This is a genomic window from Thermaurantiacus sp., assembly GCF_053487655.1.
In genome coordinates this window covers 1-12819 of record NZ_JBRCLD010000044.1, presented here as the reverse complement: position 1 = coordinate 12819, position 12819 = coordinate 1, and the positions used below count along the sequence as shown (strand labels likewise).

At 66.4% G+C, this 12819-nt stretch carries 12 protein-coding genes and 1 tRNA gene; 2 read left to right on the top strand and 11 right to left on the bottom strand.

Translation table 11 applies throughout. The features are described from left to right. A partial coding sequence (locus tag ACWIQA_RS04435; RefSeq protein WP_448581858.1) for a hypothetical protein occupies window positions 1–255 on the top strand: 255 nt, incomplete at its 5' end. Here ACWIQA_RS04435 and ACWIQA_RS04430 read toward each other — a convergent pair. Genes ACWIQA_RS04430 through ACWIQA_RS04420 form a run of 3 tightly spaced genes read right to left on the bottom strand, consistent with a single transcriptional unit; the run spans window position 256 to window position 3831 of the window. Beyond that, window positions 256–1110, bottom strand: coding sequence for a DMT family transporter (locus ACWIQA_RS04430; protein WP_448581857.1), 855 nt, complete (start codon window positions 1108–1110; stop codon window positions 256–258). Then, the gene (locus ACWIQA_RS04425; RefSeq protein WP_448581856.1) at window positions 1091–2218 is read right to left on the bottom strand and encodes an epoxide hydrolase family protein; all 1128 of its coding nucleotides are present in this window, start codon (window positions 2216–2218) and stop codon (window positions 1091–1093) included. Before ACWIQA_RS04425 ends, ACWIQA_RS04430 begins: the two co-directional genes overlap by 20 nt. After that, a complete protein-coding gene (locus tag ACWIQA_RS04420; RefSeq protein WP_448581855.1) occupies window positions 2215–3831 on the bottom strand; it encodes a GMC family oxidoreductase in 1617 nt (538 codons plus the stop codon). Before ACWIQA_RS04420 ends, ACWIQA_RS04425 begins: the two co-directional genes overlap by 4 nt. A 79-nt stretch (window positions 3832–3910) precedes the next feature. Between ACWIQA_RS04420 and ACWIQA_RS04415 the strand changes: the two genes are divergently transcribed. After that, window positions 3911–4882, top strand: a complete 972-nt coding sequence (locus ACWIQA_RS04415) for a quinone oxidoreductase family protein (protein ID WP_448581854.1) — start codon at window positions 3911–3913, stop codon at window positions 4880–4882. A 114-nt stretch (window positions 4883–4996) separates the two neighbouring features. Here ACWIQA_RS04415 and ACWIQA_RS04410 read toward each other — a convergent pair. From ACWIQA_RS04410 to ACWIQA_RS04375, 8 genes are all read right to left on the bottom strand, one after another. After that, a tRNA-Leu gene (locus ACWIQA_RS04410) sits at window positions 4997–5081 on the bottom strand. A gap of 27 nt (window positions 5082–5108) precedes the next feature. Further along, the gene (locus ACWIQA_RS04405) at window positions 5109–5393 is read right to left on the bottom strand and encodes an integration host factor subunit beta (protein WP_448581853.1); all 285 of its coding nucleotides are present in this window, start codon (window positions 5391–5393) and stop codon (window positions 5109–5111) included. Window positions 5394–5507: 114 nt separating this feature from the next. Continuing rightward, a complete protein-coding gene (rpsA, locus tag ACWIQA_RS04400) occupies window positions 5508–7193 on the bottom strand; it encodes a 30S ribosomal protein S1 (RefSeq protein ID WP_448581852.1) in 1686 nt (561 codons plus the stop codon). 154 nt (window positions 7194–7347) lie between these two features. Then, window positions 7348–7986 carry a (d)CMP kinase gene (gene cmk, locus ACWIQA_RS04395; RefSeq protein ID WP_448581851.1) on the bottom strand — a complete coding sequence of 213 codons (639 nt, stop codon included), beginning with the start codon at window positions 7984–7986 and terminating at the stop codon, window positions 7348–7350. 3 nt (window positions 7987–7989) lie between these two features. Beyond that, complete coding sequence (locus tag ACWIQA_RS04390) at window positions 7990–8469, bottom strand: glutathione peroxidase (protein WP_448581850.1); 480 nt, start codon at window positions 8467–8469, stop codon at window positions 7990–7992. Window positions 8470–8570: 101 nt separating this feature from the next. Beyond that, window positions 8571–9314: a Bax inhibitor-1/YccA family protein gene (locus ACWIQA_RS04385; protein WP_448581849.1), complete on the bottom strand. Its 744-nt coding sequence runs from the start codon at window positions 9312–9314 to the stop codon at window positions 8571–8573. Window positions 9315–9438: 124 nt separating this feature from the next. Further along, window positions 9439–11952, bottom strand: a complete 2514-nt coding sequence (locus ACWIQA_RS04380) for an ABC transporter permease (RefSeq protein ID WP_448581848.1) — start codon at window positions 11950–11952, stop codon at window positions 9439–9441. Window positions 11953–12043: 91 nt separating this feature from the next. Further along, on the bottom strand, window positions 12044–12733 hold the full coding sequence (locus tag ACWIQA_RS04375; protein ID WP_448581847.1) for an ABC transporter ATP-binding protein: 690 nt from the start codon (window positions 12731–12733) through the stop codon (window positions 12044–12046). Window positions 12734–12819: the final 86 nt, after the last annotated feature.

Genomic DNA, 12819 nt, shown 5'->3' with positions numbered 1-12819 from the left:
GAGGAGACCGGGCTCGAGGGCGGCGATCTCCTCATCTACAAGGCGAGGCGGGAGGTCCCAATCGTGGATGCGCCGCGCCACCCGCGCCCGGAGGATGTCGAGGTGGTCGCCAAGCTGAAGCCGCGCGCCAACTTGGGCGTCTTTTTCCCCTGCTGCAACATCAGCTATCATGGCGTCACCGCCGTCACCAGCCAGGCTGTTGCGCGCGATTTCCTCTACATCAACATCTCGGCCCGCGCCGGCAGCCTCTGGTAGTCAGCGGCGCACGAGGATGAGGGCGATGAGGATCAGGGCCGCACCTGCCATCTCAAGCGCCGACAGCCGCTCTTCGAATACGGCCATGCCGGCAGCGGCCGAGACCAGCGGCTGGATCAGAAGACCGATGGCCAAGACCGATGCTGGCAGCCGCCCCGAGGCGAACACCATCAGGCCCTGCCCGGCCAGCTGGCTCGAAACGGCAAGCGCGACCACCGGCCGCCAGTCGGCAGGCCAGAAGCTGCCGCCGCCGGCAACAAGGGCCGCCGGCAACAGCAGGACAGCCGCCGAAACGGTCGCCAGCGCAATCACGGTTGCCGTCGAATGGGTCCCGCGCATCCGCATGATGACGAGGAGGTAGCCGGTGTAGAAGGCGGCCGCGGCAAGGCTCAGGAGATCGCCAAGCAGGTTCGCAGGCGACACTTCTGCCGACTGGCCGAGCAGCAGCAGCGCGCCAAGCCCGGCCAGCGCCAGCGGCCCGAGCCGGGCCAGTTCCGGCCTCTCGCGCAAGACGAGGAGGCTCCAGCCGGCGAGCATGAAGGCCGTTGTGTTGGCGAACAGCGTCGCGTTCGCCGTGGTGGTGCGCACGATGCCCAAGTGCCAGACGGCAAGATCAGCGGCGAAAAAGGCGCCGGCGGCGACCCCGGGCAGCCATGGCAGGCCCGGGCCCGGCCGCCGCCACAGCGCAACCGCCACCAGCACGGGTGCAGCAAGCGCCATGCGCCAAAAGGCGGACGCCACCGGCGCCACATCGGCAAGCCGCACGAGGAGCGGCCCGAAGGCAAGCAGCGAGGAGCCAAGGATGAGCGCGGCGAGCGGCGCTGCGGCCAGCCGCTCAGGCGAGGGCGGATGCAAAGGCGCGCAGATCGGCGAGCAGGAGTTCGGGCTCCTCGAGGGCGGCGAAATGGCCGCCGCGCGGCATGTCGGTCCAATGGACGACATGGTAGCCCCTCTCGACCATGGCCCGCGGCGGAAAGGCGAGCAGGTCGCGCGGGAAGGCGGCAACGCCCGTTGGCACCTCGATCCGCCGGCCCTCGGGGATGGTGAAGCCGCCTTCGAGGAACATGCCGCGATAGAGCCAGGTCGCCGTCACGAAGCTCTGCGTGGTGAGATAGATCATGATGGTCGAAAGCAGCGTGTCGAGTGGGAACGGCGGCTCGACCAGCCCGCCCTTTGTGTCCGACCAGCCGCAATATTTCTCAGCAAGCCAGGCTGCCACACCCATGGGCGAGTCCATCATGGCAAACCCCAGCGACTGCGGCTTGGTCGCCTGCAGCTGGAGATAGCCAGTCTCCGTCGCCCGGATTGTCCGCGCCCACTGGAGCCATTGGCGCTCAGCATCGTTGGTCGGCCGCATGTCGGCAGCGCGCAGGCCGTAGCCGTTGAGATGAAGGCCGATGAGACGGGGCGAGTCGAGCCCGAGCCAGCCGCCGATGACCGAACCCCAGTCCCCGCCCTGATAGAGATAGCGCTCATAGCCCAGTGCCACCATCAGCCGGTCGTAGAGGCCGGCAACCGCCCGCGGCCCGATCGGCGCTGGCGGCGCATCTGACCAAGCATAGCCCGGAAGCGAAGGTGCCACGACATGAAAGGCCGGTGCACCCGGATCCTCGGGCTCGGCCAGCCGCTCATAGAGTGCGTCGAACTCGAGGATGCTCCCTGGCCAACCATGGGCGAGAAGCAGGGGAAGGGCGTCTGCCCGCGACGATCGCAGGTGGACGCAGTGAAGCGTCGGCGCGCCCTCAAGGGGCACGCGCAGTTGCGGCAGGCGGTTCATGTGGGTGACGGCGGCGGGCCAGTCGAACCCTTTCAGCCAGCGGGCGCGCAGACGCTCCATATAGGCCATGTTGGTGCCATGCTCCCAGCCATGGCCAACCGGTTCAGGGAAAGGCCGCCAAGCCTCGACTCGCTGGCGGATCCACCTGGCTTCCGCCTCCTCTACGGGAATCGTGAAGGGGGTCATACCGCCGCCCGGAGCTTGCGTTCAGCACGGATGGCAGCGGCCGTCTTCTCGGCAATCATGATGGTTGGCGCATTGGTGTTGCCCGAAACCAAGAAGGGCATGACCGAGGCATCGACCACCATCAGTCCCTCAACGCCGTTGACATGGAGCGCTGGCGTGCAGACGGCGTCAGGATCGGCGCCCATCCGGCACGTCCCCACCGGGTGATAGATGGTCTCCGCCCAGGCCCTGACCTTCGCCAGCAGCGCCTCTCCCTCCACGCCCTCCCCCGGCCAGGCTTCCCCTTCATTGTAGCGGGCAAGCGCCGGCTGCCGCCCGATCCGCCGGGCGATGGCAATGCCGGCTAGCAACGTCGCCACGTCCTCGGGCGCGTCGAGATAATTGGGGTCGATGAGCGGATGCGCTGCCGGATCGGGCGAGGCAAGGCGAAGAGTGCCACGGCTTTCGGGCCGGAGCTGGCAGACATGGACCTGGTAGCCATGCTCTGGCTGAACTCCGCCGACGCCGTGGGGGTTGCCCATGACTGGCATGAAATGCATCTGGATGTCGGGTGCGGCGAGCCCTTCGCGCGTTGAGACAAAGGCTCCGGCAGCCGTCGGCATGTAGCTTGCATTCCCGGTTTTCGCGACCACCCACTTGAGCGCGGAGATCATCTTGGTGACGGGGCTGGCGTTGCCATTCAAGGTGATGGGCTCGCGACACCGCCACTGGACGAGGATGTCGAGATGGTCCTGGAGGTTCGCGCCCACGTCGCGCCGGTCGGCGATGACGGGAATGCCGAGTGCGGTGAGATGGGCTGCAGGACCCACACCCGAGAGCAGAAGCAGCTGCGGCGAGTTGACGGCCCCGCCAGCGAGAATGACGCGCCGCGCCGCTAGATCCCGCACGCCATCCGCAAACCGGACCCGGACACCCGACGCGCGCCGCCCTTCGAACAGCACGCGTTCGGCAAGGGCGCCAGTCAGGAGAGAGAGATTGGGCCGGCGCCGCACTTCGGGGGTCAGGTAGGCGCGCGCCGCCGAGCAGCGCCGGCCGCCGCGGATGGTCGAATCATAGCTCCCCGCACCTTCGAACTGGGGGCCATTGAAATCCTCGGTGGCAGGGATCCCAGCCTCAACCGCTGCTCTGATGAAAGCATGGTTTAATGGATGCGGCAGCATCCGCCGGGTAACTGCCAGCGGCCCGCCGCTGCCATGCCAGTCCGAGGCGCCCCGGTCGCTGTCTTCACAAGCGCGGAACCAGGGCAGCACATCGGCCCAGCCCCAGCCCGTGCAGCCAATTTGCGCCCAGCGGTCATAGTCGGTGGCGTGACCGCGGATATAGACCATGCCGTTGATGGCGGACGAGCCGCCGAGCGCCTTTCCACGCGGCCAGTAGAGGCGGCGCCCGTCGAGATGGCGCTGCGGCTCCGTCCAGTAGCCCCAGTTGAACTCCGACTTGTGCTCAGGAGGCAGGATCTGGGCAATCCCGGCCGGCATGTTGATAAGCATCGAGCGGTCGTTTCCGCCCGCCTCGAGCACGGCCACGCGGGTTCCCGCATCTTCTGAGAGCCGGGCGGCGAGCACACAGCCGGCCGAGCCGGCGCCCACGATCAGGAAGTCGAAAGGATCCACACCACCTCCTCCCTCGCCGTCCTAACGGCTTGCCATGGCGTGACAAGCCTTCCAGAAGCGCGGCAGGAGCAAGCTGGAGATGGCCGTGCGTGCAATCCAGTTTTCCATGACCGGCGGCCCGGAGGTGCTGGAGGAAGTCGAGGTCGACGTGCCGGCCCCTGGGCCCGGCGAAGTCCGCGTGCGCCACAGCGCGATCGGGGTCAATTTCATCGACACCTACCATCGCTCGGGTGTCTATCCGGTGATGCTCCCCTGCACGCCCGGCATGGAGGCCGCTGGCGTCATCGAGGCAGTGGGCGAAGGCGTCACGGGGTTCGCGCAGGGTGACCGTGTGGTCTATTTCGCCTCGACGCCCGGATCCTACGCGACCCACCGGACCTTGGCGGCGCACTGGCTGGTGAAGCTGCCCGAGGCGATTTCCGACGAGATGGCAGCGGCGGCTTGGCTCAAGGCCTCGACCGTCGAATTCCTGGTCGAGCGCTGCGCGAAGGTCCAGCCGGGCGACACGGTGGTGGTAACGGCTGCGGCCGGGGGTGTAGGACTCCTCCTGTGCCAGTGGCTGAACGCCGTCGGCGCCCAGACGGTCGCGGTTGCCAGCACTGCCGACAAACAGGCGCTGGCCCGTGCAGCGGGCGCCCATGCGGCAATCGGCTATGAGCGGATGGCAGAGGACGTTCGCGCCCTGACCGGAGGGCGAGGCGCCGACGTGGTCATCGATGGCGTGGGGCAGGCGACCTTTGAGGCTGCGCTTGATTCCCTCAAGCGCCGGGGGCTCCTCATCAGCTTCGGGAACGCCTCGGGCAAGGTGGGGCCAGTCGATTTCGGGATCCTCGCAGCCAAGGGATCGCTGTTCACGACCCGGCCCACCCTGTTCGACTATTATGCCGAGCCAGCGGATTTCGCTGCCGGAACAGCGCGGGTGCTTCGCATGCTGGCCGATGGTCGGCTGGACGTGCGGATCGGCCGTCGCTGGCCGCTCGCCGAGGCGGCAGCCTGCCACGCCGATCTCGAGGCGCGCGCGACCAGCGGCTCATCGCTCCTCATTCCCTGAGCCTGCCAGCTCAGGCGAGCGCATCGCCGATGCGACCATCAGTGCGTGGCCAGCGCTTGGCGCCGGCACCGGAGCGCAAGGCCGCAGGGACTGCAGCTTGCGCGGACTGCCGGGTGCGGACGGCGGGGTTCGAACCCGCACTGCCTGTCGGGCAAGCGGATTTTAAGTCCGCTGCGTCTGCCAGTTCCGCCACGTCCGCGCAGGGGACTTGCCCCGGCATCAACCTCTAGCCCTTGGGGTTCAGCCGCTCGCGAAGTTCCTTGCCCGCCTTGAAGTGCGGCACGCGCTTCGCCTGAACTTCAACGGCAACACCAGTGCGCGGGTTGCGACCAGTGCGCGGGTCGCGCGCGCGGGTCGTAAAGGCGCCGAAGCCGCGCAACTCGACGCGCCCGCCTGCAGCCAAGGCCTCCGCGATCGAATCGAGCACAGTTGCTACGACCCGCTCGGCCTCCTTGAGCGTGAGGTGGGGGTTTGCGTCTGCGATCTTCTGCACAAGCTCGGACCGGATCATCTTCGCTCCCCTGCCCGGCGGCATTCCCCCAACGCCCGCCCGCCGCGGTTATGGCCCGGGGATGCCAGCGCGGTCAAGCACAAGAGGGGTGTGCGCCGCCCCCGAGGCTGCGCTTCAGCCCTTGTCCTTGGCCCGGTTGAGCGCGGCCCCCAGGATATCGCCAAGCGAGGCCCCGGAGTCCGATGATCCATATTGGGCCACTTGCTGCTTTTCCTCGGCGATTTGCATCGCCCGAATGGAGAAGCTCGGCCGCTTGCCGCGCTCGAAACCGATCACCATGGCATCGAGCTTCTGGCCAACTTGGAAGCGCTCAGGCCGCTGCTCGTCGCGATCGCGGGACAGATCCGCCCGCTTGATGAAGCCAACTGGACCGTCCTCTCCGACCTGCACTTCAAGACCGCCGTCCTTCACTTCGCGGACGATGACCGTCACGATCTCGTTCTTGCGCAGCTCCTTCGCTCCACCTTCGCTTGCCTGCTTGATCCCGAGCGAAATCCGCTCGCGCTCGACATCGACTTCCAGCACGCGTGCCACAACCATATCGCCCTTGCGATACTGTGACAGCGCCGCCTCACCAGTCAGGCCCCAAGCGATATCCGACACATGCACCATGCCATCGATATCGCCGTCGAGCCCGATGAACAGACCAAACTCGGTCGCATTCTTGACTTCGCCTTCGACGAGCGTGCCGACTGGATGGTCCTCGGCAAACTTCTCCCAGGGGTTGCGGCAGGCCTGCTTGATCCCAAGCGAAATGCGCCGCTTGTCTGCATCCACCTCGAGGACCATCACGTCCACTTCCTGGCTCGTTGAGACGATCTTGCCTGGGTGGACGTTCTTCTTTGTCCAGCTCATCTCCGAGACATGGACAAGGCCCTCAATCCCGGGCTCGAGCTCGATGAAGGCGCCATATTCGGTGATGTTGGTCACGCGTCCGGTCAGCTTGGCGCCGACCGGATACTTGGCGGCAGCGCCCTCCCACGGATCATTCTCGAGCTGCTTCATGCCAAGGGAGATCCGCTGGGTGTCGCGATTGATGCGAACAATTTGCACCTTCACCGTATCTCCGATGTTGATGACCTCGCTTGGGTGCTGGACCCGCTTGTAGCTCATGTCGGTTACATGGAGCAGGCCGTCGATCCCGCCGAGATCGACGAAGGCGCCATAGTCGGTGATATTCTTGACCACACCGTCGATAACCTGGCCCTCGTGCAGCGACTGGATGAGACCGGTGCGCGCCTCGGCACGGCTTTCTTCGAGGATGGCGCGGCGCGAGACGACAATATTGCCGCGCTTCCTGTCCATCTTGAGAAGCTGAAACGGCTGCGCAATGCCCATGAGCGGCCCGACATCGCGGACGGGGCGAATGTCCACTTGGCTTCCGGGCAGGAAGGCGACAACGCCACCAAGATCGACTGTAAATCCCCCCTTCACTCGGCCGAAGATCGTCCCTTCGACCCGCTCGCCGGCGGCGAACTGCTGCTCGAGCTTGTCCCAGGCGGCTTCGCGACGGGCGCGGTCGCGCGACAGCAGCGCCTCGCCAAGCGCATTCTCGACTCGGTCGACATAGACTTCGACCTCATCGCCGACGGCAACCTGCGGCTCTTCCCCGGGGCCTGCGAACTCGCGCACCGGCACCCGCCCTTCCGACTTCAGCCCGACGTCGATGACCGCAAGATCATTTTCGATTGCGATCACCCGGCCCTTCACCACCCGGCCCTCGAACGACCGGCTGCTGCCAAGCGATTCTTCAAGGAGGGCCGCGAAATCTTCGCGACTGGGCATTGCCATGGTTGCCATTAAGTGCCTTCCGTTGCTGTTCCTGCCAGCCGGTTGTCTCCGGCGGTCGATTCGGCAGCGCGAGCCCCATTGCCTGCACCACCGGCTCGGCGGGAAGCCAGCACCCACACAAACGAAAAAGGCGCAGGCGGGCGGAAACCCTGCCAGCGCGGCGTCAGGAAGCCGGGCCCAAGCGGCTGATCGCCAATTCGATCGCCCGCCGAACAGCCATGTCCTTATCAAGGTCCGTCGTGTCGAGCAAGATGGCGTCATCTGCCATTCGCAACGGTGCGGCAGCCCGGTCCTGGTCGCGCGCATCTCGCGCGCGGATCTCGGCTGCAACGGCAGCAAGGCCCGCAAGCCCGCCGGCAGCGCCCAGCTCCAGCCAGCGGCGACGTGCGCGCACCTCAGGTGCCGCGGTTACGAACAGCTTGAGCTCGGCATCAGGCGCAATGACGGTCCCGATGTCACGGCCATCCAGCACGGCGCCGCCCGCCTGCGCCGCAAAGTCGCGCTGGAACGCAAGGAGCGCCTGCCGAACCTCCGGGCAGGCGGAAATGCAGGACGCGCGTTGCGCCGTGTCGGCGGATCGCAGGTCCGGATCTTCGAGCAGGGAAAGATCGAGCCCCGATGCCAGCCGCCCGAGCGCCGGGCCATCATCGGTTGCAACCTGCGCACGCGCAGCCGCCAGCGCCACCGCCCGGTAAAGCGCACCCGTATCAAGGTGGGGCAGGCCGAAATGCTGCGCCAGCGCCCGCGCAATGGTGCCCTTGCCAGACGCCGCCGGGCCATCGACTGCGATGACCGGGCCCACGCGTCAGAGCAGCTTTGCGATCTTGGGTGCAATGTCCTCGGGCTTGACCGTCGGCGCGAAGCGCTCGACGGGCTCGCCGGCGCGGTTCACCAGAAACTTGGTGAAGTTCCATTTGATCGCCCGGGACCCGAGCAGACCGGGCGCCTCCTCCTTCAGTTGCGCCCAAAGCGGGTGGGTACCAGGCCCGTTCACTTCAATCTTGGCGAACATGGGAAAGCTGACCGGGTAGCTGGTCTGGCAGAAGGTCGCAATTTGGGCCTCGTCGAGCGGCTCCTGATTGGCGAACTGGTTGCAGGGAAATCCAAGCACGGCGAAACCCCGGTCGGCAAACTGCCGATGCAGCGCTTCCAGCCCAGTGAACTGGGGCGTGAACCCGCACCTGGACGCGGTGTTGACAATCAGGAGCACCTTGCCGCGATAGTCCTCAAGGCTGACCTCGCGGCCATCGAGCGTGCGGGCGCGGTGGTGATAGATGTCGCTCAAGTCCGGCTCTCCTCCTGCCCCGGTTCGCCTTGCATGAGGAACGGCCCAAAGGAAAGGCCCGCCGGCAGCAGCCGGCGGGCCTGAGCCGCACAAGGCCCGCGCTACTCGCGCTGGCCGAGGAAGTTCAGCAGGAAGCTGAACATGTTGATGAAGTCGAGGTAGAGCGAAAGCGCGCCCATGATGGCCGACTTGCCCGCCATTTCGGTGCCGGCGACATAGTCGTACATCTCCTTGATCTTCTGCGTGTCATAGGCGGTGAGGCCAGCGAAGATCAGGACACCGACTGCCGAGATGACGAACGCAAGCGCTGGCGAGCCGAGGAACAGGTTGAGCAGCATCGCAACCAGGAGGCCGACGACTCCCATGATGAGGAAGGTGCCCATGCCCGAAAGATCGCGCTTGGTCGTGTAGCCCCAGAGGCTGAGGCCAGCGAAGGCAGCTGCAGTCGCGAAGAAGGTCGTCGCGATCGAGGTGCCAGTGTAGCGCAGGAAAATGGTGGACATCGAAAGGCCCATGATGGCCGAAAACGCCCAGAACAGCGCCTGCGCCTTCCCTTCCGACATCGACTGGATACGGAAGCCGAGGAAGAATACGAAGCCGAGCGGCGCCAGCATCACCGCCCAGCCGAGGAGTGAGGGCGCCCCAGTTGTGGGGTTGAACAGCGCTGCCACGGCACCCGTCATGGCCATCGCCAGCGCGACCATGCCCGTCAGCAGCACGCCCGAGATCATGTAGTTGTAGACCGACAACATGTGTGCGCGCAGGCCGGCATCATAGTCGGCACGCGCGACTTCGCCCCGGCCAAAGGCAGAGCCTGCAAGCCGAGGATCGACCCGATTGTTCATCTGCACTCTCCGTTGCGCCGGCCATGTCCGGCAGTGGTCCCAATATCGCCCACCCGACCCGCAGTTTCAAGGAAAAGCGGACTGGCAAGGACCGATTTCTGGTCGCGCCAGCGAGACGAGCTGCTCAAAGCGCGCGAAGTGTCTGCGCAACCGGCGCGCCCAGTGCCCGGGCCGCCCCCAAGAGACCAAGAAGGATTGTCACCACTGCCCCGGCAAGGACGGTTGCTGCCACCACGCCCCAATTGGGCTGGAAGCCAAGATCAAGCACGCGGGTGAGCACCAGCCAGGCAAGGCCAGAGCCAAGGCCAAGCGCAATGCACGCAACCAGGCCTGCGAGGATTGCATATTCAATCGCTGCAGAAAGCAGCAGTTGGCGCCGGGTTGCGCCCAAGGTTTTCAGAATGACTCCATCATAGATCCGGGACTGCGCCTGGGCTGCAATGGCGCCGACCAGCACCGCAAGGCCGGCAAGGATGGCAACACTTCCCGCCGCCCGCACAGCTACGCCCACCTGGCTGAGAAGCGCCCCCACCTGGCCGACGACATCCTTGACGCGAACGACCGATGCGGTCGGAAAGGCATCGGCGATCCGGCCGGTGAAGCCTGCTTCGGCCACCGGCGGCGGCGAGACGGTTGCCATCCAAGTGAAGGGTGCGTCGGCAAGGGTTGCTGGATCGAATACAAGGACAAAGTTGAAGCCGAGCGAGTCCCACTGGATTTCCCTGAGCGATGCGATGGTGGCAACAAGCTCAACCCCCAGCACCGAGACGCCGATGCTGTCCCCGACCTTGAGGCCAAGGACGCCGGCCTGCTCGGCATCCATGGAAACGAGTGGCGGCCCAGCATAGCCGGCTGGCCACCATTGGCCGGCCACGAGCCGGTTTCCTTCCGGAAGCTCAGCAGCGAAGGTGAGGCCCCTGTCCCCCCGGAGGATCCAGGCGCCCTCGGGCACTTCCGCAAGCTCGGAAACAGGCTTGCCACGAAGCGAGGTGATCGGCCCGCGCAGACTAGGCACCATGGTCAAGTCGCTTCCCTCTGGCACGGTTGCGCGGAAGCGCGCGGCCTCTTCCTTCGGGATATCGAGCACGAAGAAGGTCGGTGCTCGGCCCGGGATGGTCCGCCGGAGCTCGGAATTGAAGCTGGTCTCGACAATCGCGAGCGTTGCAAAGAGCGAGAGACCCAGCCCGAGCGCCACCACCAGCTGCCCGGTCATCGCACCGGGCCGGTGCAGGTTGGCTAGCGCGAGGCCGAAGAGAACGCGGCGCGGCCGGGGAAGGGCCGCAGCCAGCCGGCGGACACCCCAGCCAAGCGCCCAGAGCAGCAAGAAGATCGCCGCTGCTGCCCCGACAAAGGCCAATGCGAACACGGGCTCCGGGGCCTGCCAGACGGCAAGAGCCACGACCAGCAGCCCAGCGGCAAACGAAACGCCAAGTGCACGGCGACCAGGCCAGGGCCAAGGCTCAGCGACACCGCGGAAGATTCGCTGGGCCGGAAGCGCGCCCGCGCGTGCCAGCGGTGGAACCGCAAACGCAACCGCAACCAAAAGCCCGAAGGCGACCGCCGCGAGCAACGGCGCCGGGTAGAAGCCGAGCGCTGGCGGAACTGGCATCGCGCTCCCAGCGACTGCCACCACTGCCGAGGGGACGAGAGCGCCAGCGGCTGCACCCGCCATCGCCGCTACAAGACCAAGCGCCAAGATGAGGAAGAGATAGGTGCGGACGATGAGGCCTGAGGATGCGCCAAGCGTCTTCAAGCTCGCGATGCTGCCCGACTTGCGGTCGAGATAGCTCCTCACTCCGTCAGCAACGCCGATGCCGGCAACGGCAAGCGCTGTCAGGCTGACGAGGGTCAAAAATTGGGCCAGCCGCTCAACGAAGCGGCGGATCCCCGGCGCACCGTCGCGGCGGTCTGCAATTCGCCAGCCCGCATCTGGAAACTCGGCTTCGAGCCTTGCCTTCACATCTGCAGGATCAACCGAGGCGGGCAATTTCAGCCGCATGTGAGAGCGATAGAGGCTGCCGGGCTGGACCAGGCCAGTCGCCTCAACCTTGTTGCGCGCAATCAAGACGCTGGGGCCGAAAGCGAAGCCCTCGGCGGCCTTGTCAGGCTCGCGCACAAGAATGCCGGTGACGGTAAAGCTGCTCTCGCCAAGCGCGATCCGGTCCCCGACGGCGAGACCGAGCTGGTCGGCAAACGCCTCGCCGATGACGGCGCCACGCGCAATCGCTGCGCGCACTTCCGCATTCCCGCCGCCGCTCCTCAGCCGTGCCTCGCCATAGAGTGGCCACTTGCCATCGACTGCCTTCATTTCGCCAAGCAGCTGCCGGCCTTCCGCCTGGCCGGAAAGCCCGCGCAGCATCGCCCGCATCCGCACACTGTCGGAGATTTCGCCGAAGCTTGCGATCCGCGCCCGCTCGGCCGCGGTCGGCATTCGCTGGGTCAGGCGCACCTCGAGGTCGGCACCCAGAATGGTCTGGCCCTCGCGCGCGAGACCAGACAGGATGGCGGCCGCAAGCGAACCCACGCCAGCAAGGGCGACAACGCCAAGGAAAAGGCAGACGATGAGGAGCCGGAGACTGCCGAGGCCGCCACGCAGTTCGCGCCAGGCCAGCCGCGCGGCCAGCCGCCACGTGGCCATGGGCCGGCCACGGCCCGACCCGGCTATGCCTTGCGGTGCAAGTGCGAGGTTCATGCCAAGCGACCGGCCATGTCCGGGCAGCAGAGCAGCATCACGCTGGAACGACCCGCGACTGCAGCGTGTCCGAGACGATGCGGCCATCACGCATGGTCACCACCCGGTCGCAGCGGCCGGCAAGCTCGCGGTCGTGGGTGATAAGAACGAGCGTCGCCCCGGTCTCGGCGAGCCTTCGGAACAGCAGGTTCACAATCCCCTCGCCGGTCGCAGCGTCGAGGTTGCCGGTCGGCTCGTCGGTCAGAAGAAGATCCGGCTCGTTCGCCAGAGCTCTTGCCAGCGCAACCCGTTGCTGTTCACCACCGGAAAGCTGAGCCGGGTAGTGCTCTGTCCGATGCGAGAGGCCGACCTCTTCGAGCAGCTCACCGGCGCGCGCCATGGCGCCGGGACGCCGCGCGAGCTCCATCGGCAGGGCCACGTTCTCGATCGCCGTCATCCCCTGCACGAGATGGAACGCTTGAAAGATGATCCCGATGTGCCGGCGCCGGAACAGCGCCAGGGCGTCCTCGTCGAGAAGACCCAGATCCTGCCTGCAGACGACGACCCGCCCCGAGGTGGCACGCTCGATCCCGCCGATGATCGCCAAGAGGCTCGACTTGCCGGAGCCCGAGGGCCCGACAACACTCAAGCTCGTCCCGGCCTCGACCTCCAGGTCGATCCCGCGCAAGATCGTGACCGGGCCGGCCGGGCTCGCGAGCGTGAGGTGGACGTCGTCGAGGTCGATCATGGGTCGTCCGGCCGATTTGCGGCAGCGAGGTCACCGGTCGGACATGGAACGCACCCTTCCTCGCCGCAAGGTGCTGATGATGCTCG

Bases quoted from the DNA above. Each gene is read 5' to 3' on its own strand.
- ACWIQA_RS04380 (WP_448581848.1), bottom strand. From the start codon at position 11,952: ATGGCCACGTGGCGGCTGGCCGCGCGGCTGGCCTGGCGCGAACTGCGT.
- ACWIQA_RS04415 (WP_448581854.1), top strand. From the start codon at position 3,911: ATGGCCGTGCGTGCAATCCAGTTTTCCATGACCGGCGGCCCGGAGGTG.
- ACWIQA_RS04385 (WP_448581849.1), bottom strand. From the start codon at position 9,314: ATGAACAATCGGGTCGATCCTCGGCTTGCAGGCTCTGCCTTTGGCCGG.
- rpsA (WP_448581852.1), bottom strand. From the start codon at position 7,193: ATGGCAACCATGGCAATGCCCAGTCGCGAAGATTTCGCGGCCCTCCTT.
- ACWIQA_RS04425 (WP_448581856.1), bottom strand. From the start codon at position 2,218: ATGACCCCCTTCACGATTCCCGTAGAGGAGGCGGAAGCCAGGTGGATC.
- ACWIQA_RS04405 (WP_448581853.1), bottom strand. From the start codon at position 5,393: ATGATCCGGTCCGAGCTTGTGCAGAAGATCGCAGACGCAAACCCCCAC.
- ACWIQA_RS04375 (WP_448581847.1), bottom strand. From the start codon at position 12,733: ATGATCGACCTCGACGACGTCCACCTCACGCTCGCGAGCCCGGCCGGC.